Origin of the sequence: Micromonospora sp. DT15, from assembly GCF_049841475.1 — a bacterium.
GTDB lineage: Bacteria > Actinomycetota > Actinomycetes > Mycobacteriales > Micromonosporaceae > Micromonospora.
Genome location: NZ_JBNCKJ010000015.1, coordinates 120,855 through 142,970 on the forward strand (window position 1 = coordinate 120,855; position 22,116 = coordinate 142,970).

The 22,116-nt window shown below is 70.9% G+C and carries 18 protein-coding genes; all 18 read left to right on the forward strand.

Annotated elements, in window-relative coordinates:
• The first annotated feature begins 24 nt into the window (after positions 1-24).
• Positions 25-564: a hypothetical protein gene (locus ACLQ3F_RS28395; protein WP_425852507.1), complete on the forward strand. Its 540-nt coding sequence runs from the start codon at positions 25-27 to the stop codon at positions 562-564.
• Between the two features lie 256 nt (positions 565-820).
• Entirely contained in the window at positions 821-1,609 is a 789-nt protein-coding gene (locus ACLQ3F_RS28400) for an ABC transporter permease (protein ID WP_425852508.1), read from the forward strand.
• Positions 1,610-1,649: 40 nt separating this feature from the next.
• Complete coding sequence (locus ACLQ3F_RS28405) at positions 1,650-2,459, forward strand: ABC transporter permease (protein ID WP_425852510.1); 810 nt, start codon at positions 1,650-1,652, stop codon at positions 2,457-2,459.
• Positions 2,460-2,523: 64 nt separating this feature from the next.
• Positions 2,524-3,549, forward strand: a complete 1,026-nt coding sequence (locus ACLQ3F_RS28410) for a YihY/virulence factor BrkB family protein (RefSeq protein WP_425852512.1) — start codon at positions 2,524-2,526, stop codon at positions 3,547-3,549.
• Between the two features lie 259 nt (positions 3,550-3,808).
• Positions 3,809-4,987 carry an ROK family protein gene (locus tag ACLQ3F_RS28415; protein ID WP_425852514.1) on the forward strand — a complete coding sequence of 393 codons (1,179 nt, stop codon included), beginning with the start codon at positions 3,809-3,811 and terminating at the stop codon, positions 4,985-4,987.
• 133 nt (positions 4,988-5,120) lie between these two features.
• The gene (locus ACLQ3F_RS28420) at positions 5,121-6,629 is read left to right on the forward strand and encodes a sugar ABC transporter ATP-binding protein (protein ID WP_425852603.1); all 1,509 of its coding nucleotides are present in this window, start codon (positions 5,121-5,123) and stop codon (positions 6,627-6,629) included.
• The gene (locus ACLQ3F_RS28425) at positions 6,626-7,753 is read left to right on the forward strand and encodes an ABC transporter permease (protein WP_355009798.1); all 1,128 of its coding nucleotides are present in this window, start codon (positions 6,626-6,628) and stop codon (positions 7,751-7,753) included. Before ACLQ3F_RS28420 ends, ACLQ3F_RS28425 begins: the two co-directional genes overlap by 4 nt.
• 98 nt (positions 7,754-7,851) lie before the next feature.
• Positions 7,852-8,904 (forward strand): substrate-binding domain-containing protein, encoded by a 1,053-nt coding sequence (locus tag ACLQ3F_RS28430; protein WP_355009797.1) that lies wholly within the window; start codon positions 7,852-7,854, stop codon positions 8,902-8,904.
• A gap of 54 nt (positions 8,905-8,958) precedes the next feature.
• A complete protein-coding gene (locus tag ACLQ3F_RS28435) occupies positions 8,959-10,134 on the forward strand; it encodes a Gfo/Idh/MocA family protein (RefSeq protein ID WP_425852605.1) in 1,176 nt (391 codons plus the stop codon).
• A gap of 645 nt (positions 10,135-10,779) precedes the next feature.
• Positions 10,780-11,946 carry an inositol-3-phosphate synthase gene (locus tag ACLQ3F_RS28440; RefSeq protein WP_425852517.1) on the forward strand — a complete coding sequence of 389 codons (1,167 nt, stop codon included), beginning with the start codon at positions 10,780-10,782 and terminating at the stop codon, positions 11,944-11,946.
• Entirely contained in the window at positions 11,930-12,886 is a 957-nt protein-coding gene (locus ACLQ3F_RS28445; protein WP_425852518.1) for an SCO3242 family prenyltransferase, read from the forward strand. Before ACLQ3F_RS28440 ends, ACLQ3F_RS28445 begins: the two co-directional genes overlap by 17 nt.
• Positions 12,883-13,842: a sugar phosphate isomerase/epimerase family protein gene (locus ACLQ3F_RS28450; protein WP_425852519.1), complete on the forward strand. Its 960-nt coding sequence runs from the start codon at positions 12,883-12,885 to the stop codon at positions 13,840-13,842. The genes ACLQ3F_RS28445 and ACLQ3F_RS28450 overlap by 4 nt, the downstream gene beginning before the upstream one ends.
• Before the next feature lie 55 nt (positions 13,843-13,897).
• Positions 13,898-14,506 carry an EboA domain-containing protein gene (locus ACLQ3F_RS28455; RefSeq protein ID WP_425852521.1) on the forward strand — a complete coding sequence of 203 codons (609 nt, stop codon included), beginning with the start codon at positions 13,898-13,900 and terminating at the stop codon, positions 14,504-14,506.
• Positions 14,507-15,364: a TatD family hydrolase gene (locus ACLQ3F_RS28460; protein ID WP_355009791.1), complete on the forward strand. Its 858-nt coding sequence runs from the start codon at positions 14,507-14,509 to the stop codon at positions 15,362-15,364.
• Positions 15,364-16,563: a metabolite traffic protein EboE gene (eboE, locus tag ACLQ3F_RS28465; RefSeq protein ID WP_425852523.1), complete on the forward strand. Its 1,200-nt coding sequence runs from the start codon at positions 15,364-15,366 to the stop codon at positions 16,561-16,563. Before ACLQ3F_RS28460 ends, eboE begins: the two co-directional genes overlap by 1 nt.
• Complete coding sequence (locus ACLQ3F_RS28470; RefSeq protein WP_425852525.1) at positions 16,560-17,975, forward strand: alkaline phosphatase family protein; 1,416 nt, start codon at positions 16,560-16,562, stop codon at positions 17,973-17,975. Before eboE ends, ACLQ3F_RS28470 begins: the two co-directional genes overlap by 4 nt.
• Positions 17,972-19,039: a polyprenyl synthetase family protein gene (locus ACLQ3F_RS28475; protein WP_425852527.1), complete on the forward strand. Its 1,068-nt coding sequence runs from the start codon at positions 17,972-17,974 to the stop codon at positions 19,037-19,039. Before ACLQ3F_RS28470 ends, ACLQ3F_RS28475 begins: the two co-directional genes overlap by 4 nt.
• Positions 19,040-19,256: 217 nt before the next feature.
• Positions 19,257-22,115, forward strand: coding sequence for a PQQ-dependent sugar dehydrogenase (locus ACLQ3F_RS28480; RefSeq protein WP_425852529.1), 2,859 nt, complete (start codon positions 19,257-19,259; stop codon positions 22,113-22,115).
• The last annotated feature ends 1 nt before the right edge of the window (position 22,116 follow it).

Here is a 22,116-nt window from a genome sequence, read left to right on the forward strand (position 1 = left end):
GTCTGTCGTTCCCCGGGGAGTTTCATGTCTGAGCTGGTGACCGCCAACCGACGTCAGGCCGGGCTGACCGCCCTCTACCTGGGTGTCTTCGCGATGGTCTGGTTCAGTGTGCCGGCGGCGGAGCAGCCGCTGCGGGCCCTGCTCGTGGTGGGCAGCCTCGTCGCACTGCTCACCGCCGCGCTGGGCGGTGTGCTGTCCGCCCGACTGCGGGGGGCCGCCAGCCCTCGGGACCGGGCCGCCGACCGCCCGTACCTGCTCATCGTCCTGCCCGAGTTCGCCGCCGCCGGGCTGGGTGCGGCCGTGCTGGTCGCCGCCAACTGGTCCGAGTACGTTCCGGTGCTGGTCTGCCTGGTGGTCGGTCTGCACTTCTTCCCGCTCGCCCCGCTCCTGCGGGATCCACTGCTCCGCCCGCTCGGTGTCGCGCTGTGCCTGGTGGCCGTGGCGGGCCTCGTCACCGGCCTCGCCTCGGCGGTCTCGGCCGGGCTGGTGATCGGTGTCGGCGCGGGGGTGCTGCTGCTCGGTTACGCCGTGCAGGCGCTGATCCGCGCGTACCGACCGGCCTGACCGGCTGCCGAGGGGACTCGCGGAGCCGACCAGCGGCCATGCCGGTCCAGATCCACTCGGCTTCCAGGAAGTCGGGGCATTGGGGCGGCTCTGACACCGCGACTTCCTGAGAACCGAGTCGATCAACGGGCGGGCCGGGGCGACGGGGCGAAACCCGGGCGACACGTCGGCGGGGTCGTCGTAGGGTGACCGGCGGTCTGTCGTACCCCTTGGGTAGACAGGTCGTGGTCGACGGCGCGGTGGGCGGGGTGATCGGGTGAGTGCGACGGAATCGGCGCGGTTCCCATGGGTGCCGGCGTATGCGGTGTTCGAGCACTACCTGGTGGGTCTGCGGCGCACCTGGCGGGCCGGGGTGTTCTCGTCGTTCCTGCTGCCGGTGCTGACCGTCGTCGGGTTCGGGCTGGGCGTCGGCGCCTACATCGACCAGGGCGTCGGCGGGGTGCGTTACCTCGACTGGTTGGTCCCCGGGCTGATCGCCTCGACCGCGCTCCAGGTGACGGTCGGTGACTCGACCTGGCCGGTGTTCAGCAACTTCCAGTGGGTCAGGACCTACTTCGCGCAGGGCGCGTCGCCGCTGCGGGTGGGTGACATCGTGGCCGGGCACCTGGCGTTCGTGCTGTTCCGTGTGCTCACCACGATTGTGGCGTTCCTGTTGGTCACCGGGCTGTTCGGGGCGTTGCGGTCGCCGTGGGCGGTGGCCACCCTGCCGGTGGTCGCCCTGCTCGCGCTGGCCGTCGCCGCGCCGACCTTCGCGTACGCGGCGTCGGTGTCGAGCGACAGTTGGCTGGCGATGCTGTTCCGGTTCGCGGTCATCCCGATGACGCTCTTCGCCGGCGTGTTCTTCCCGGTCGAGTCGTTGCCCGAGGCGCTGCGCTGGCTGGCGTACGCGACACCGTTGTGGCACGCCGTGGACCTGTGCCGCGCGGCCACCCTCGGCGTCGCCCCACAGTGGTCGGTCGTCGGGCACCTGCTCTACCTGGCCGCCTGGGCGGTCGCCGGCTGGTTGCTGGCGGTGCGCGCGTTCCGTCGCAAGCTCGTCGTCTGAAGAGCAACTCGTCGTCTGAGGAGCAAGCAGAGAGGGTGTCGTGGTCACGCTGATCCTGCCCCGGCTGGTCGACGTCTCCGCCGCGTCCCGGCGGTCGGCGTCGGTGGTCGGGCGCAACGTCGCGGCGCTGAAGTCGGTCTACTGGCTGCTGCTGCTCTCCGGCTTCGTGGAGCCGCTGCTCTACCTGCTCTCCATCGGGGTGGGCGTCGGCGCGCTGATCGGCGACCTGCCGCTGCCCGACGGGCGGCTGGTCTCGTACGCCGAGTTCGTGGCTCCGGCGATGCTCGCCTCCTCGGCGATGACCGGGGCGCTCGCGGAGACCACCTTCAACTTCTTCGGCAAGATGAAGTACATGAAGCTGTACGACGGGATGATCGCCACCCCGGTACGGCCGTTCGAGATCGCCGTGGGCGAGTTGGGTTGGGCGATGCTGCGGGGCAGCGCCTACTCGGCGGCGTTCCTCGGGGTGATGATCGTGCTGGACCTGACCAGCGTCACCCGGGCGTTGACCGCCTTCCCGGCCGCGGTGCTGGTCGGGTTCGCGTTCGGGGCGCTCGGCATGGCGATCTCCACCTTCATGCGGAGCTGGCAGGATTTCGACCTGATGGGCTCCGCCCAGTTCACGCTCTTCCTCTTCTCCGGCACCTTCGTGCCGGCGCAGGCCTACCCGACGCTGCTGCACTGGCTCGTCGAGGTCACTCCGCTGTACCGGTCGGTGCACCTGATCCGGGGGGTCACGCTGGGCAGTGGCGGTTGGCTGTGGCTGCTCGACGTGCTCTACCTGCTGGCGATGCTGGCGGTCGGCCTGTACGTGGCCTCTCGCCGGATGGGCAGGTTGCTCTACAAGTAGGGGTTATGTGCGCGCGTTCACGGGGCATGTCCGGAGGTGACACCACCGACGAAGAGGAGGGGCGATGGCCTCGGACGAGTCTTCCGCCCAGCGGGAGCGGGAGCATGATCCCGCGAACGCGCCGGTCGGGCCTGAAGCGGGGCCGGACAGCCCCACCGATCTGCCCGGCAGTGGCTGGAAGGCGGCGTTGCGCCGGACGGTCCGCGAATTCCAGGACGACAGCCTGACCGACTGGGCGGCGGCACTGACCTACTACGGGGTGCTGTCGATCTTCCCCGGCCTGCTGGTGCTGATCTCGATCCTCGGCCTGCTCGGCAAGAGTGCTACCGAGGGCGTCAAGGACACCGTCAACCAGGCGGTGCCGAACGACAGCATCCAGAAGATCATCGAGGGTGCGATCGATACCGCCCAGCAGAACGGCGGCCTGGCCAGCATCGCGGCGATCATCGGTCTGTTGGCCGCGTTCTGGTCCGCCTCTGGTTACATCGGCGCGTTCATGCGCGCCTCGAACACCATCTACGACGTGCCGGAGGGGCGGCCGATCTGGAAGACGCTCCCGATCCGGCTCGGCGTGACCGCGGTGGTCGGGGTGTTGCTGCTGCTCAGCGCGGTGATCGTGGTCTTCACTGGGCGTCTCGCCGAATCGGTCGGTGACGTGATCGGGTTGGGCTCGACGGCGGTGGCGGTGTGGGACATCGCGAAGTGGCCGGTGCTGCTGATCCTGGTCAGCCTGATGTTCGCGATCCTCTACTGGGCCTCACCGAACGCGCGGCACGGCGGCTTCCGCTGGGTCAGCCCGGGCGGGGTGCTGGCCGTGGTGATCTGGTTGTTGATCTCCGGCCTGTTCGCCTTCTACGTGAGCAACTTCAGTTCGTACGACAAGACGTACGGGACGCTGGCCGGCGTGATCATCTTTTTGGTCTGGCTCTGGCTGAGCAACATCGCGATCCTGCTGGGGGCCGAGTTCGACGCCGAGTTGGAGCGGGGCCGCGCCATCGAGGCGGGTCACGACGTCGACGACGAGCCGTACGTCGAGCTGCGCGACGACCGCAAGCTCCGCAAGAAGCGAAATTCTGCCGGCCGTCGCTGACGGCCCCGCGCGAATCGCCCCGCCACCGAGGATCGGCTGGCGGGGCGTTTGCGTGTCCGTCGATGGAACTGTTGGCGAGGGGACGCGGCCGGTCCGTGATCCTTTCCTTGATCGACTAGTAGCTTTTGTTCTTTCGGACAAAAGTTGGTCTCGGAACGGCTGAAGCTCTGGACAGGCGGCGTGGAACGCTCTTACTGTGTCGGACACAACACACCGACATTGCGTCGATGTGAACGCTGCCAATGAAGAGGGGGCCCAGGTGCGCACCGTCGACCCCCTGCACGTGCGCCTGTTGCGGCTGCTCCGCGACGAGGGCGCTGTGTCCCGGGCCGAGCTGGGCGACCGGCTCCAGATGCCGCGTCCGCGCATGCTGGCCGAGCTGGATCGCCTGGTGGCGTTGGGTTATGTGGCCGAGGCCGGGCTGGCCGCGTCCCGAGGTGGGCGGCGCTCGACTCTCGTCGAGCTGAACCCGAAGCTGCGCTTCGCCGCCGTCGACCTCGGCGCCAGTTCGATGGACGTCGAGGTGGTCAACGGCCGCCTCGAACCGGTGGCCCACTACGCCGAGGCAGCCGACATCCGCAGCGGCCCGAAGGTGACCCTGCAACGGGTGAACGAGCTGCTGCACAAGGCCCGGGTCGACGGCGCGTACGAGCGCCTTGACGCTGTCGGCATCGGCGTACCCGGCCCGGTCAGCTTCCGCGACGGCGTGCCGGTCTCACCGCCGATCATGCCGGGCTGGGACCGGTTCCCGGTGCGTGAGCTGCTCAGCCGGGAGCACGGCTGCCCGGCGGTGGTCGACAACGACGTCAACATCATGGCGATCGGCGAGCGGCACGGTGGGGTCGCCCACTCGGTGGACGACTTCCTCTTCGTGAAGATCGGCACCGGCATCGGGTGCGGCATCTACCTCACCGGCGAGGTCTACCGGGGCACCGACGGCTGTGCCGGCGACATCGGCCACATCCAGGTCGACTCGCACGGTCCGATGTGCTCCTGCGGCAACATCGGCTGCCTGGAGGCGCTGTTCAGCGGCGCCGCAATGGCCAAGGACGCCGCAGCCGCCGCCCGCAGTGGGACGTCGCCGGCGCTGGCCGAGCGGCTGGCGCTGCGGGGTGTCGTCACCGCGCTGGACGTCGCCGAGGGCGCCGTCGAGGGCGACGTGACCTGCATCCAGTTGATCCGGGACGGCGGACGGCGGGTCGGCGGAGTGCTCGCCGGTCTGGTCAGCTTCACCAACCCGTCCATGATCGTGATCGGTGGAGGGCTGGCTCAGCTGGGCCACATCCTGCTCGCCGAGATCCGCAGTGTGGTCTACCGGCGGTCACTGCCGCTGGCCACCGGCAACCTTCCCGTCGTCCTGTCCGAGCTGGGCGGCCGTGCCGGTGTGACCGGCGCGGCGGTGCTCGCGAGCGACGTCGCCTTCGGGGAAGCCGCATGAAGCCGTTCGAGATTCCGTCGTGAGCGAGGAGGAGACTGTGGCTCTGCCCGAGGATGACCCCGCCACCGCGTCGGCCGAGGCCGTCGCCGAGGCGCCGCTGGTCGAGGCTCCCGCCGACACCGTCGCGGGCGAGGTGGTCCTGCGCCTCACCGATCTGGTGAAGACCTTCCCCGGCGTACGCGCGCTCGACGGCGTGCAGCTGGAGGTGCGTGCCGGCGAGGTGCACTGCCTGCTCGGGCAGAACGGCGCCGGCAAGTCCACCCTCATCAAGGTGCTGGCCGGGGTCCACCAACCGGATTCCGGGCAGGTGGAGTGGCGCGGCGAGCCGGCCACGTTCGCCAACCCGCAGGCCGCCATGAAGGCGGGCATCGCCACGATCTACCAGGAGCTCGACCTCGTCGAGGATCTGTCGGTGGCGGAGAACGCGTTCCTCGGGCACGAGTACCGCAACTTCGGTTTCGTCCGGCGCGGCCGGATGGCTCGGCACACCCGCCAGATCCTCAGCCGGCTCGGCCACGGTGAGATCCCGCCGAATCGGATGGTCCGGTCCCTGCCGGCGGCCGGCAAGCAGATCGTCAGCATGGCGCGGGCGCTGTCGCACGAGGCCCGACTGATCATCATGGACGAGCCGAGCGCGGTGCTGGCCCATGACGAGGTGGGCAACCTGTTCCGGATCATCCGGGAGCTGACCGCGCAGGGCATCGCCGTCATCTACATCTCCCACCGCCTGGAGGAGATCCGCGAGATCGGCGACCGGGTCACCGTACTCAAGGACGGCCGGACCACGGCGGCGAACCTGCCGGCGCGCGACACCCCGACCCGCGACCTGGTGAGCCGGATGACCGGCCGCACCATCGAGTACGTCTTCCCGGACCGGCCGACCGACGACCCCGCTGGTGCCGACCTGCTCCAGGTGCAGGGGTTGACCCGCACTGGTGAGTTCGCCGACGTGTCGCTGAACGTGCGTGCCGGGGAGATCGTGGGCATCGCCGGTCTGGTCGGCTCCGGGCGTTCCGAACTGCTGGAGACGATCTACGGAGCCCGCCTCCCGGAGGCCGGCACGGTGCAGATGGACGGAAAGGTCCTGCGGCCCGGCGTCGGCGCTGCGGTTCGCGCCGGCATGGGAATGGCCCCGGAGGAACGCAAGAGCCAGGCGCTGCTGCTCGGCGAGCCGATCTACCGCAACGTCACGCTGGCCACCTTCGGCCGGTACGCGCGCCTCGGCTTCACCAACGCCGCTAAGGAACGTGCCGAGGCGGACCGGATCGCGGAGACCCTGGAGCTGCGGCCCCGGGACGTCGACCGTCCGGTACGCACGCTGTCCGGCGGTAACCAGCAGAAGGTGGTGGTCGGGCGTTGGCTGCTCGGCGGCACCAAGTTGCTGCTTCTCGACGAGCCGACCCGAGGCGTGGACGTGGGCGCCCGAGCCGAGCTCTACCAGGTCATCCGGGGTTTGGCCGCTCAGGGTGTGGGGGTGCTGCTGGTCTCCAGCGAGGTGCCCGAGGTGCTGGGTCTGGCCGACCGGGTGCTGGTGATGCGGGAAGGGCGTGTCGTCCGCGAAGCCGCGGCCGGCGAACTCGACGAGAACACTGTGCTTGACCTCGTGATGGCGGGGTCCTTGATGGAAGGCGCACCGGCATGAGCGACGCGACTCCCACTCCCACCGCGACACCGGAGCGCCCGCAGCTTCCGGCGCAGTCGCCTCCGGTGGATCCGGCGGAGACGGCGGTGGCCAGCGACAAAGCAGGATCCGGGGGCAAGCTCTCCTGGTGGCGGGGTGACGGTGGCGACGGCGCCAAGCGCAACCTCGGCCTGATCGGGGTGCTCGCCGCGCTCATCGTGGTCGGCGCGGTCACCAAGCCAGACCTGTACGGCGACCCGAACTGGGTCTGGAACAACGTCCTGGCCATCCTTCAGTTGGCCTCGGTCGTCGGCGTGGTCACTGTCGGGATGACCTTCGTGATCATCGGTGGTGGCATCGACCTGTCGGTCGGCGCGATCGTCGCGCTGGCCGGGGTCTGGTGCACCACAGTGGCCACCCAGAGCTACGGCGCCGCCGGCATGATCTTCACCGCCCTCGCGGTCGGCGTCTGCGTCGGCCTCGTCAACGGTGTGCTCATCTCGTACGGGCGGCTGGTCCCCTTCATCGCGACGCTCGCGATGCTGGTGGCCGCGCGGGGGCTCGCGGCTTCGATCTCCAACAAGCAGACCCAGGTGTCGAGCAGCACGTTCATCAACGACATCGCCGCGCGCAAGGTGATCGGCATCCCGATCCTCGTCTACATCCTCGGCGCGGTGGTGCTGGCCGGCTGGGTGGTGCTCAACCGCACGACCTTCGGCCGGCGGACCATCGCCGTCGGCGGTAACCCGGAGGCGGCTCGGCTGGCCGGCATCAACGTCCGGCGGCACACCATGCTGCTCTACGCGCTCTCCGGTCTGTGCTGCGGTATCGCCGCCATCATGCTCACCTCGCAGGCCACCTCGGCGCAGGCGGCGATGGCCAACCTGTACGAGTTGGACGCGATCGCCGCGGCGATCATCGGCGGGACTCTGCTCAGCGGTGGCCGGGGCACGATCGTCGGCTCGCTGCTCGGCGTCATCATCTTCGCCACCATCACGAACCTCTTCGCCATCAACGGCCTCTCCATCGAGGCGCAGAACATGGTCAAGGGCGGCATCATCGTCGCCGCCGTCCTGGTCCAGCAGTTCCAGTTCAAGTCCGTCACTCGGCTCCTCGCGCGGAACAGGGTCACCACCGCAACCTGACGCACCGCACCGTTGTCCTGGCGACGTCGAGATCGTTCGACGGTGGCCGGGCCTCGCACACCCTCAATAAGTCACATCCCGCTCCCAGGAGGTCATTAATGACCCAGCACAGTCGCGACCTGTCGCGCCGCCGGTTGCTCTTCGGTGGAGCCGCAGTGGGCGCTGCCACCCTGCTCACCGCCTGCACCAGCAACGAGACCCCGGCCGCCAGCACCCAGACCAAGGCCGCCGGAAACGCCGAGGGCAACAACGCCCCGGGCAAGAAGGTCGTCATCGGCTTCTCCGCCCCGGCCGCCGACCACGGCTGGATGGGCGCGATCCACGCCAACGCCAAGGCGCAGGCCGCCGCGTACTCCGATGTGGAGTTCAAGGAGGTCGACGGTGGCTCGAGCTCCGAGGCCCAGCGCTCCACGCTCGGCACCCTGATCGCCCAGAAGCCGGACATCATCGTCGTGCTGCCGCACGACGGCAAGGAGGTCAACGCCGTTGCCCTCCAGGCGATGCAGGCGGGCATCCCGATCGTCAACCTCGACCGGATCTTCCCGGACGCGCTGGCCTCGCGGCTGGTGATCAAGGGTGACAACTACGGCATGGGCGTCGCCGCCGGGCACTTCATCGGCAAGCAGCTCAAGGACAAGGGTGTCACCAACCCGGTCATCGGCGAGATCGCCGGTCTGGAGATCCCGCTGACCGTCGAGCGCAGCACTGGCTTCAACGCCGCCCTGGCGACGTACGGGTTCAAGGTGCAGAACCGGCGTTCGGCCGAGTTCACCTCGGACAGCGGCCAGCGCGAGGCGGCCCAGCTCCTCCAGGCGCTGCCAAAGATCGACGCTATCTGGAACCACGACGACGACCAGGGCATCGGTGTGCTGGCCGCCATCAAGCAGGCCAACCGGTCGGAGTTCTTCATGGTCGGCGGCGCGGGCTCCAAGCTCGCGATCGACGCGATCAAGGCCGACAACACAGTGCTGAAGGCCACCGTCACCTACAACCCGTCGATGGCCTCGTCGGCGATCTCCCTCGCGCGGCTCATCGCGCAGGGTCGGGGCCTGGGCGACCTGACGGAGCTGCAGGTGCCCAAGGAAGTGACCCTGGCCTCGGAGACGATCACCAAGGAGAACGCGAGCAGCTACGACAAGCTCGGGTTCTGACATACCGGGGGGAGACCCACCTTGTCCACGACAGACAAAGAACTGCGGGTCGGCATGGTCGGCTACGCGTTCATGGGCGCCGCGCACTCACAGGCGTGGCGCACCGTGAACCGCGTGTTCGACCTGCCGGCGCGGGCCCGGATGGCGTTGATCTGCGGCCGAGACACAGCGAAGGTGGCGGACGCCGCCGACACGCTCGGCTGGGACGCGTACACCACCGACTGGCGTGACCTGATCAACCGGGATGACATCGACGTTGTCGACATCTGCACACCGGGCGACAGTCACGCCGAGATCGCTCTCGCCGCGTTGGCCGCGGGCAAGCACGTTCTGTGCGAGAAGCCGCTGGCCAACTCGGTGGAGGAGGCACGGGCGATGACCGCTGCGGCGGACGCCGCCCGGGCTGCCGGAGTGCGGTCGATGTGCGGGTTCAACTACCGCCGGGTCCCCGCGGTCACGATGATGCGCCAGTTGGTCGCCGACGGACGGCTCGGGGTGATTCGACACGTCCGTGCGACGTACCTGCAGGACTGGATCGTGGACCCGCAGTTCCCGCTGGTCTGGCGGTTGCAGAAGGACAGGGCGGGCTCCGGCGCGCTCGGTGACATCGGTGCGCACATCATCGACCTGACCCAGTTCGTCACGGGTCAGCGGATCAGCGGCGTCAGCGCGGTCACCGAGACCTTCGTCAAGGAGCGGCCGTTGCCCGCCGAGTCGAGCGGTCTGGCGGCCTCGGTGGACGGCCACGAGGCACCCACCGGGAAGGTCACCGTCGACGACGCCGCGGTCTTCGTGGCGCGACTCGACGGTGGCGCCCTGGCCACGTACGAGGCGAGTCGGTTCGCTACCGGCCGGAAGAACGCGCTGCGCGTCGAGATCAACGGCTCGCTGGGCAGTGTGGTCTTCGACCTGGAGCGCCTCAACGAGCTGGAGTTCTACGACGCGACCCGCCCGACTGTGGAGCAGGGCTTCAGCCGCATCCTGGTGACCGAGGGCGAGCACCCGTACATGTCGGCGTGGTGGCCCCCGGGCCACATCATCGGCTACGAGCACTCGTTCACGCACGAGATGCGCGATTTCATCGAGGCGGTCGCCACCGGTGTCGACCCAACTCCCTCCTTCGCCGACGCGTTGCAGGTCCAGCTGGTGCTGGACGCGGTGGCCCGCTCGGCGGAGCTCGGCTCCTCCTGGGCCGAGGTGGAACCGACGCTGACCGCGGCGGCTCTCTGACCATTGACCATCCGCGACGGCGGTGTTCGCACCGCCATCGCCCGACTGGCTTTCCGAAGCCGACCGGCGAGGGACCAGCCACGGATTGCGCCCCGTGGCCGGGACAGAGGTCGGCATCGGAGAGCGTGCAGCCGGGCCCTACGGCCCGGTGGCGCACGAGCAGGACGGTCGTCCGGTGCGACCGGACCGGGATTCCCCGGCCGCACCGGAGGACCGCCACCACCGGTGACCTCCGGAGGACCTGATGACACCGCCCGCCGCCGCCCCCGCCCGTACCGCACCCGCTCGCCGGTTCCCGGCGGGTAGTGGTTCGGTCGGTGTTCCGGTGGGCGCGGCGGCCTGAGACGCCCGGCCGGGGCATACCAGTGCCCCGACCGGCCGGATGCGGGGGAGGCAGGGTCGAGACGCCGACCCGACCCTGCCTACCAGCCCCGTCTGCTCGCACCTGCCGGGATCCGGTCCGGCGTCGTCGCCGCCGACGCCGACGTCGGAAGCCGGTGCTGTTCCGGTGCGGGGCGAGCGGACGGGGCCCATTCCACCCGGCCCGAAACTTTTCCGAAACCGGGCCGTATCTTTCCGAAACATATTCTGATATTCCTATATTTAGCGGTACCGACGGTTCCTCGGAAATGGGGAAGGAGCACCATGCGAACAGGTGTCTGGCTGGTAGGAGCGCGCGGTTCCGTCGCGACCACCAGCATCGTCGGGGGGCTCGCGCTGCGGGCCGGCCTGGCCGGGCCCACCGGCTGCGTCACCGAGCTTCCCGAGCTGCGCGGCCCGGCCCTGCCGGCCTTCGCCGACCTGGTCTTCGGCGGACACGACCTGGCCACCACTCCGCTGTGCAAGCGTGCCGAGGCCCTCGCGGACGCCGGTGTCATCCCCTGGCGGTTGGTTGCCGCGCTCCGCGACGAGCTGGGCGTGGTCGAGCAGGAGCTGCGCCCCGCGCCGGTCGGCGACACCCAGGCCGAGCGGGCCGAGGCAGTGGTCCGCGACCTGACCAGCTTCCGCGAGCGGCACAAGTTGGACCGGGTGGTGGTGGTCAACGTCTCCGCCACCGAGCCGGCCCCTCGACCGCACCCCGCGCACGCCGACCCGGCCGCGCTATGCGCCGCCCTCGACGGCCCGGACGAGGTGCTGCCGGTCAGCTCTCTCTACGCGTACGCCGCGGTGCTCGCCGGCTGCCCGTACGTCGACTTCACCCCGTCCACCGGGCTGCGGCTGCCGGCGCTGGCCGCGCTGGCCGAGGAGGCCCGACTGCCGTACGCCGGGCACGACGGCAAGACCGGGGAGACCCTGGTCAAGTCGGTGCTCGCGCCGATGTTCGCGATGCGCAACCTGGCAGTGGGCTCCTGGTCCGGGGTCAACCTGCTCGGCGGCGGCGACGGCGCCACCCTCGCCGACCCGGCCGCGAACGCGGCGAAGGTGCAGAGCAAGCAGCGGGTGCTCGGCGAGACGCTGGGCTACGTCCCGCAGGGCGGCACCCGCATCGAGTACGTCGAGGAGCTGGGCGACTTCAAGACCGCCTGGGATCTGATCACCTTCAGTGGATTCCTCGGCACCGGCATGCGGATGGAGTTCACCTGGCACGGTTGTGACTCCGCGCTGGCCGCGCCGCTGGTGCTCGACCTGGCCCGACTCACCGCCGCCGCGCACGCCGCCGGGCAGGTGGGGCCGCTGGCCGACCTGGGCTTCTTCTTCAAGGACCCGCTGGGCAGGCCCACCCACTCGCTGGGCGAGCAGTGGGCCCGGCTGACCGCCTTCACCCGGCAACTGCACGACGGCGGGGACGGTGATCATGACAACGTTGGCTGATCTCGCCGAGCTGGTCCGGGCACCGGCCGCGCTCTCGGTGCCCGGTGACGTGATCGCCGGGGCCGCGGCGGCGGGCGCGCTGAGCCCGCGTACCCCCGCCCTGGCCGGCGCATCGGTGCTGCTCTACTGGGCCGGCATGGCCGCGAACGACTGGTCCGACCGGGGTCTGGACGCCGAGGAACGGCCCGAGCGGCCGATCCCGAGCGGGCGGGTCACTCCGGCCGTCGCGGTCGGTCTCGCGGCGGGCCTCACGGCCGCCGGTGTGGGCCTGGCCGCCGCCGTGGGCGGTCGCCGCGCCGCCGCGCTCGCCGTGCCGCTGGCCGCCACCATCTGGGGGTACGACCTGCTGGCCAAGAACACCGCGGCCGGTCCGGCCGTGATGGCCGCCTGCCGAGGGCTGGACGTGCTGCTCGGCGCGTCCGGCGGTCGGATCACCCGGGCGTTGCCGGCGGCGGCCACCGTCGCCGCGCACACCTGGACGGTCACCGCGCTGTCCCGCCGGGAGGTCACCGGCGCCGACGCCACCCTGCCGATGCGCACCCTCGCCGGCACCGCGTTGGTCGCCACCAGTGCCGCCGTCGCCGTTCCGGGTGCCTTCCGCACCGCGAACACCGCGAACCCCGCCGGGGCCACCGACCGGGCCGAGACCGTCGACGAGACCGGCGTGCGCGCGGGTCGGAGCCGGTCGGCCACGATCGCGGCGCTGCTACCCGCGGTGCTGGCCGGGTGGTACGCCGCCCGGTACGGCGCGGCCCAGGTCGAGGTTGTCCGGGACCCGTCGGCCAAGCGGGTCCGCGCGGCCGTCGGCGCCGGGATCACCGGGTTGCCGGCCCTCCAGGGAGCGCTCACCGCACGGGGTGGAGCAGGTCTGCTCGGGGTGGCCGTCGCGGCGGCCGCGCCGCTGGGTCGACGACTGGCCCGGAAGGTCTCCCCGACATGAGCGTCCCCGAGCCACGGCCCGGTGCGCCGGCCACCGACGCCACCACGCTGCGCCTCGGGTACGGCACCAACGGGTTCGCCAACCACCGCCTCGACGACGCGCTCGCGGTCATCGCCGACCTCGGCTACGACGGGGTGGCGCTCACCCTGGACCATGACCACCTGGACCCGTTCGCGCCCGGGCTCACCCGCCGGGTCGCCGCTGTCAGTCGACGGTTGGAGTCTTTGGGCCTGGCGGTGGTCATCGAGACCGGCGCCCGCTACCTGCTCGACCCGTGGCAGAAGCACGCCCCGACGTTGCTGCACGACGACCCGACCCGGCGGATCGAGTTCCTCCGCCGGGCCGTGCGGATCGGCGCCGACCTGGGCGCGGAGGCGGTCTCGTTCTGGGCCGGTGTCCGACCCGAGTCGGTGTCACCGCAGTGCGCCTGGGACCGACTGGTGGCTGGCTGCGCCACAGTGGTCGACGCGGCCGACACCGCGAACGTCACCCTCGGCTTCGAACCGGAGCCGGGCATGCTGGTGCAGGACATCGCCGACTGGCGTCGGCTGCACGCCGCACTGGACAATCCGGCCCGCTTCGGCATCACCCTCGACATCGGCCACTGTCGGTGCCTGGAGCCCTGGCCGGTGCCGCAGTGCGTCGCCGAGGTGGCCGACCACCTTGTCAACGTGCAGATCGACGACATGCGCCGAGGCGTGCACGAGCACCTGGAGTTCGGCGTCGGCGAGATCGACTTCCCGCCGGTGCTGGCCGCCCTGCGCGACGCCGGCTACCGCGGCCTGGTCGCCGTGGAGTTGCCCCGCGACTCGCACGCCGCACCCGCCGTGGCGGCCCGGTCGATCGAGTTCCTGCGTGCCGCCGCCGCGACGGCCACCGATGACGACCCTGCCCCCACCCTTTGCTCTGCACCCGCCGAGGCGACGCCCGCCAAAGAGGCCCCGGTGCATATATAGGTGCAGAGCAAAGGGTGGCGAGGCACCGGGGAGCAGCACAAGGGGAGGAGACGGGATGACACCGGATTCACTACGGGCCGCGCTGGGAGGCGTACCCGATCCCGATTGGCTGGACACGGCGCTGCGCCGGGTCACCACCGAGCCCTCCGCGATCACCCGGCTCTTTCCCGCCGTCGGCCGACGCTGCGGGCGGGCCGCGCTGCCCGACGCCCCCGGCTGGACCGCCGACGACGCGGCCCGGGTGCTGCTGCTCACCAGCCTGCCCGGCGAGCACGCGGCGTACGCCGAGCGCCTCTACCAGCACGGTGACGCGGCCGAACGACGAGCAGTGCTGCGCGCCCTGCCGCTGCTGCCGATCGGCGCCGACGCGGTCCCGTTGCTGCACGACGCGATCCGGACCAACGACACCCGGTTGGTCGCCGCCGCGCTCGGCCCGTACGCCCGGCACCTCGACCAGGCCGCCTGGCGGCAGGCGGTGCTCAAGTGCGTGTTCAGCGGCGTACCCCTGGCCGGGGTGGCCGACCTGGACTCCCGGGCCGACAGCGAGCTGACCGCCATGCTCGCCGCGCTGGCCGCGGAACGACACGCCGCCGGCCGTGACCTGCCCGCCGACGCCACCGACCTGCTCGCCCGGCTCACCGCCGCACTGCCCCGGGAGGCGTGAATGCGCATCTTCGACCCCCACATCCACATGACCTCACGCACCACCGACGACTACGAACGGATGGCCGCCGCCGGGGTGCGCGCGGTGGTGGAGCCGGCGTTCTGGCTGGGTCAGCCGCGCACCAGCGCCGCCTCGTTCACCGACTACTTCGACTCGCTGATCGGCTGGGAGCCGTTCCGGGCCGGGCAGTTCGGGGTGCGCCACTTCGCCACCATCGCGCTGAACCCCAAGGAGGCCAACGACCCGCGCTGCCGGCCGGTCCTCGACCTGCTGCCCCGCTACCTGGACAAGGACGCGGTGGTGGCGGTCGGCGAGATCGGGTACGACTCGATGACGCCCGAGGAGGACGAGGCGTTCGCGGCGCAGCTCGCCCTCGCGGTGGCGTACGAACTACCGGCGCTGGTGCACACCCCGCACCGGGACAAGGCGCGCGGCTGTGAGCGGACCCTCGCCGTGGTCGCCGAGTCCGGCATCGACGCGGGTCGGGTGGTCGTCGACCACCTCAACGAGGTGACAGTGAAGCTGGTCCGCGACAGTGGCTGCTGGCTGGGTTTCTCGATCTACCCGGACACCAAGATGACGCCTCAGCGGATGGTGGAGTTGCTGCGGGAGTACGGCACGGAACGGATGCTGGTCAACTCGGCAGCCGACTGGGGGCGCTCCGATCCGCTGCTGACCCGAGCCACCGGCGAGGCGATGCTCGCGGCCGGCTTCAGCGACGACGACGTCGACAAGGTGCTGTGGCGAAACCCGGTGGAGTTCTACGGGCAGTCGGGGCGGCTCGACCTCAGCGACCTGGATGCCGCCGCCGCCGTGGACCCGCAGACCGGTAACTCGATCCTGCGCGGCGGCAGCTGATGCGGCTGCGACATGCCGGCGGCGAGACCGTCCACCTGGGCTACTGCACCAACGTGCACCCGGCCGAGGACCTCGCCGGGATCCTCGGTCAACTGGACACCTACGCGGTGCCGGTCCGCGAGGCGCTCGGCAGCGACCTGCTCGGGCTCGGCCTGTGGCTGGCCGCCCCGGTCGCCGCCGAGCTGGCCGCCGACCAGACGCTACGCCGCCGGTTGCGCACCGAGCTGGACGCGCGCGGCCTGGAGGTGGTCACCCTCAACGGCTTCCCGTACGCGGCCTTCCAGGCCCCGGTGGTCAAGCAGGACGTGTACCACCCGGACTGGACCACCGAGCAGCGCCTGACCTACACCCTGGACCTGGCCCGGGTCCTCGCCGACCTGCTGCCCGACGACGCCGCCCGGGGTTCGATCTCCACGCTGCCGCTGGCCTGGCGTCAACCGTGGGACACCGGCCGGGCCGACGCGGCCCGAGGCCGGCTGGACCAGCTCGCCGCCGGCCTGGCCGACGTGCAACGCGACACCGGCCGTGAGGTGCGCGTCGCCTTCGAGCCCGAGCCCGGCTGTGTGGTGGAGAGCACCGGTCAGGCGGCCGCGCTGCTGTCCGGGATGGACACCGAACGGCTGGGTGTCTGCGTCGACCTCGCTCACCTGGCCTGCGCCTGGGAGGAGCCGGCCGAGGCGCTGCACCGACTGCGGGCGGCCGGACTGCCGGTGGTGAAGGTGCAGGTCTCGGCCGCTGTCGAGGCCGCCGACCCGGCCCGCGACGCTGAGGCGTTGCGCCGCTGGGTGGAGCCGCGCTTCCTGCACCAGACCCGGGGCGCCGGTTGCGCCGGTCTGGCCGACCCGGCCGAGCCGACGTACGCGGCCGACGACCTGGACGAGGCGTTGGAGCGGGCGCTGCCCGGGCCGTGGCGGGTGCACTACCACGTGCCGCTGCACGCCCCACCCGAGGAGCCGCTCGGCTCGACCCTGCCGGTGCTTCGTGCGGCCCTGAGAGCGCTCTTCGACGGCCCGACCGCCGGCTGCGACCACCTCGACGTCGAGACGTACACCTGGGGGGTGCTGCCGGCCGCACGACGGCCCGGCACCGACGCGGAGCTGGCCGCCGGCATCGCCGCGGAGCTGGCGTTCGCCCGGGACGAACTGGTCGGCCTCGGCCTGACCACAGACCGAACCGTGAGCATGGGAGTGACGCGATGAGCCGGCGACTGGTGGTCCTCGACGTGGTGGGGTTGACACCCCGACTACTGGCCCACATGCCTCGACTGCGCGGGGTGGCCGACGGCGGCTTCCGAGCCGAGCTGGGCACTGTGCTGCCCGCCGTGACCTGCTCGGTGCAGTCCACCTTCCTCACCGGCGAGCAGCCCAGCGGGCACGGGATCGTCGGCAACGGGTGGTACTTCCGGGAGCTGGGCGAGGTGCTGCTGTGGCGGCAGCACAACGCGCTGGTCGGCGGGGACAAGCTCTGGCAGGCCGCTCGCCGGGCCGAACCCGGCTACACGGTGGCCAACGTCTGCTGGTGGTACGCCATGGGCGCCGACGTCAACTGGACGGTGACGCCACGCCCGGTCTACTACGCCGACGGGCGCAAGGAACCGGACTGCTACACCGACCCGCCGGAGCTGCACGACGCGCTCACCGGGCGGCTGGGCACCTTCCCGCTCTTCACCTACTGGGGGCCGACCGCCGCCCTGCCGTCGTCGAAGTGGATCTGCCAGGCCGCCGAGCAGATCCTCGCCGACGTGTCACCCGACCTGACCCTGGTCTACGTCCCGCACCTGGACTACGACCTGCAACGCTTCGGTCCCTCGTCGGCCCAGGCCGCCGCGGCGGCAGCCGAGCTGGACGCGGTGCTCGGCCCGCTGCTGGACGCCGCCCGGGCCCGGGACGCCACAGTGGTGGTGCTGTCCGAGTACGGCATCACCGACGTGTCCCGGCCGGTGGACGTCAACCGGTTGCTGCGCGCCGAGGGCCTGTTGCGGGTGCACACCCAGGCTGGCATGGAGTACCTCGACCCGTGGACGTCGAAGGCGTTCGCTGTCGCCGACCACCAGATCGCGCATGTCTACGTCAAGGATCCGGCCGACGTGCCGGCGGTGGCGAAGCTCTGCGCCGGCCTGCCCGGGGTGGCCGAGGTGCTCGACGCCGAGGGCAAGGCCGCACACGGGCTCGACCATCCGCGCGCCGGTGAGCTGGTGCTGGTGGCCGAGCCGGACGCCTGGTTCACCTACTACTACTGGTTGGACGACGCCAACGCACCGGACTTCGCCCGGCTCGTGGAGATCCACCGCAAGCCGGGCTACGACCCGGCGGAGCTGTTCTTCGACCCGGCGAACCCCGGTGCCGCGAAGGCTCGCGCCGGGGTGGCCCTGGCCCGCAAGAAGCTCGGCATGCGGTACCTGATGAGCGCTGTCGGCCTGGACGCCGGTGCGCAGGCGGTTCGCGGCTCGCACGGGCGGCTGCCGGCCGACCCGGCGGACGGCCCGGTGCTGCTCTGCTCCGACCCGAGCGCGGCCCGGGACAAGATCGCGGCGACCGAGGTCAAGGCGCTGCTGCTGGAGCTGGCCGGATTAGGCGTTGACGGCGCGAGCGGCTCGGGGGAGCGGACATGACGGTCACCGTCGCGCCCACCGACGCCAGCGAACTGCGGGCACGCTTCGACGCGGAGCTGGCCGGGTTTCTCAGCCGACAGGGCCCGGACTGGCCGGACGGGGCGCCGCGGGGCGTGTTCACCGCGCTGCAACGGTTCGTGCTGGCCGGTGGCAAGCGGTTACGACCGCTCTTCTGCTACTGGGGTTGGCGCGGCGCGGGGGCGGCCGACGGCACCCCGATCGTGGTGGCCGCGGCGGCCCTGGAGCTGTTCCACGCGTTCGCGCTGATCCACGACGACATCCTGGACGGCAGCGACCGCCGCCGGGGTGAGCCGTCGGTGCACCGGCTCTTCGCCGACCTGCACGCCCGCTCGTCGTGGCGTGGTGACCCCGAGGCGTACGGCCGCAACACCGCGCTGCTCTGCGGGGACCTCTGCGCGGCGTGGTCGGATCAGATGTTCCACGAGTGCGGGCTGAGCACCGAGCAGGTGCACCGGGGGTACGGCGTGTTCGCGCTGATGCGTACCGAGGTGATCGCGGGGGAGTACCTGGACCTGGTCTCAGGGGTGGGCGATGGCTCGGTGGCCAGCGCGCTCACCGTGATCCGGATGAAGGCTGCCCGGTACACGGTCACCCGGCCGTTGCAGATCGGTGCGGCGCTGGCCGGCGCAGGGCCGGAGCTGATCGCCGCGTTGGGCGAGTTCGGTGACCCGCTGGGTGACGCGTTCCAGCTCCGCGACGACGTCCTTGGCGTGTTCGGCGACCCGGCGGTGACCGGCAAGTCGGTCCTGGACGACCTGCGTGAGGGCAAGCCCACGGTCATGATGGCGCTGGCCCGCAGCGCCGCCGACCGGCCCCAGACCATCCGGTTGCGGGAGCTGTTCGGCAACCCGGCGTTGGACGCCGAGGGCGCGGCGGAGCTGCGCGACATCATCGAGGCGACCGGCGCGCGGGAGCGGATCGAGCAGATGATCCGGGTCCGGACCGAGGCCGCGCTCGTCGCGCTGCAGAACGCCGTGGTGGCCGATGAGGCCCGCGCGGCCCTGGTTGCGCTGGCCGGGCAGGCGATCGACCGACGCGCCTGACCGGCGACTTTCGATCAAATCGACAAAAGTTGATGCTGAACCGCCGGAAGGTATGGACACATCGACACGTGCGACTTAGTGTCGTGACCAACACGAAGATGTTTCGTCGAGGTGAACCGGCGGCGCGGTAACCCATCGACCCCCACCACCGCTACGGCATCCGGCGCGACGGCGCGCGCCCGGCCTGGCAGTCACACGTCAGGAAGGGACAGCACAGATGTCAATGAAGGACGCTCCCCGACAACGGTCCCGACGATGGTTCTCCGCCGGATCCGCGCTGCTGCTGGCGGTCGCCGCCGGCACTGTCACCTTCGCCGCCGGCTCGGCCCCCGCCCAGGCACACACGATCGTCGCCAGCGACTTCCAGCAGGTCGAGTTGGCTCGCGGCGTGACCGACATGGGTGAGCCGATGTCGCTGGCGGTGCTGCCGGACCGCTCGGTCCTGCACACCGCCCGCAACGGCACCCTGCGCCGCACCGACGCCAACGGCACCACCTCCGTGATCGGCACCGTCTCGGTCTACACGCACGACGAGGAGGGGTTGCAGGGCGTCGGGGTCGACCCGGGCTTCGCCAGCAACCGCTACATCTACCTCTACTACGCCCCGCCGCTCTCCACCCCCGGCGGCGACGCACCGGCCACCGGCACCGACTTCTCGGCCTTCGACGGCGTCAACCGGCTCTCCCGGTTCACCCTCAACTCGGACTTCACGCTCAACCAGTCCAGCAAGGTCGACGTGCTCGACGTCCCGGCCAGCCGGGGCGTGTGCTGCCACGTCGGTGGTGACATCGACTTCGACGCCGCCGGCAACCTCTACCTGTCCACCGGCGACGACACGAACCCGTTCGAGTCGTCCGGCTACTCGCCGCTGGACGAGCGGACCAACCGCAACCCCGCGTACGACGCGCAGCGCAGCGCCGGCAACACCAACGACCTGCGCGGCAAGATCCTGCGGATCAAGGTGAACGCCAACGGCACGTACTCCGTCCCGTCAGGCAACCTGTTCGCCCCCGGCACGGCCAGGACCCGGCCGGAGATCTACGCGATGGGGTTCCGCAACCCGTTCCGGATCAGCGTGGACAAGGCCACCGGTGTGGTCTACGTCGGTGACTACGGGCCGGACGCCGGCTCCACCAGCTCCACCCGCGGGCCGTCCGGCCAGGTGGAGTTCAACCGGGTCGCGGCACCGGGCAACTACGGCTGGCCGTACTGCACCGGCACCAACACCAGCACCGAGACGTACAACGAGTTCGACTTCGCGACCAGCGCCAGCGGCGCGAAGTACAACTGCACCGGCGGGCCGACCAACAACTCGTTCCGCAACACCGGCCTGACCACCCTGCCGCCGGCCCAGCCGGCCTGGATCCGGTACGCCGGTGACGCCGGCACCCCGACCGAGTTCGGCGGCGGCTCCGAGTCGCCGATGGGCGGCCCGGTCTACCGGTACAACGCCTCGTCGACCTCCACCACCAAGTTCCCGCAGTCGTTCGACGGGCAGTTCTTCGCCACCGAGTTCGGCCGGGGCTGGATCAAGCCGATCCACGTCAACTCCGACGGCTCCCGGGGCACCATCGACACCTTCCCCTGGGTCGGCAAGCAGGTGATGGACTCGGCGTTCGGCCCGGACGGCGCCTACTACGTCCTCGACTACGGCACCGGTTACTTCAACGGTGACGCCAACTCCGCGCTCTACCGCTTCGACTACGTCGGCGGCGGCAACCGGGCGCCCACCGCGAAGGCCAGCGCCAACCGCACCTCAGGTGCGGCCCCGCTCGCAGTGACGTTCTCCTCGGCCGGCTCGTCCGACCCCGAGGGTGGCACGTTGACCTACGCGTGGGCCTTCGGTGACGGCACCACCTCGACCGCCGCGAACCCGACGAAGACCTACAGCGCCAACGGCACCTACACCGCCACGCTGACCGTGCGGGACCCGCAGGGCGCCACCGGCAGCAGCAGCGTGCAGATCAGCGTCGGCAACACCGCGCCCACCGTCACGATCAACAACCCGGGCAACGGTCAGCTGTTCGGCTTCGGGGACACGGTGCCGTACAGCATCACGGTGACCGACCCGGAGGACGGCACCATCGACTGCACGAAGGTCAAGATGACCTATGTGCTCGGCCACGACCAGCACGGCCACCAGATCACCTCGAAGACCGGCTGCTCCGGTTCGATCACCATCCCGGTCGACGGTGAGCACGACGACGCGGCGAACATCTTCGCGATCTTCGACGCCGAGTACACCGACGCCGGTGGGCTGACCACGCACACCCAGCACACGTTGCCGCCGCGGCACCGCCAGGCCGAGTTCTACGGCACCTCGTCGGGGATCAACGTGTTCAGCAAGACCCCGGCCGAGGGTGGCAAGACCGTCGGCGACATCAACAACGGCGACTGGATCGCGTTCCAGCCGTACCGGCTGGGCAACGTGACCTCGTTCAACGCCCGGGTCTCCTCGGCGGGCGCCGGCGGCACCCTCCAGGTCCGGGCCGGCTCGGCCACCGGCACCGTGCTCGGCTCGGCCACGGTCCCGGTGACCGGCGGCTGGGAAACCTTCACCACTGTCACCGGGACGATCAGCAACCCGCCGACCGGCACGACCACGCTCTACCTGACCTTCGCCGGGTCGGGCACCGGGGCGCTCTACGACCTGGACGCCTTCACCTTCGTGACCGGGACGCCCCCGGCCGGTGGGGCCGGGCCGATCAAGGGCCTGGCTGGCAAGTGCCTGGACGTGCGCAACGCCGCCACCGCCGACGGCACGCAGATCCAGATCTACACCTGCAACGGCAGCGCGGCGCAGACCTGGGCCGTGACGCCGAACTCGACGATCAAGTCGTTGGGCAAGTGCCTGGACGTCGCGGGTGCCGCCACCGCCGACGGCACCAAGATCCAGCTCTATACCTGCAACGGGACCGCCGCGCAGAACTGGGTGGCCCAGGCCGACGGCACGTTGCGTAGCCCGGCGTCCGGCAAGTGCCTCGACGTCTCCGGCAACAGCTCCGCCGACAGCACTGCGGTCCACCTCTGGACCTGCGTCAGCGGTGCCGCAAACCAAAAGTGGATCCTGCCCTGAG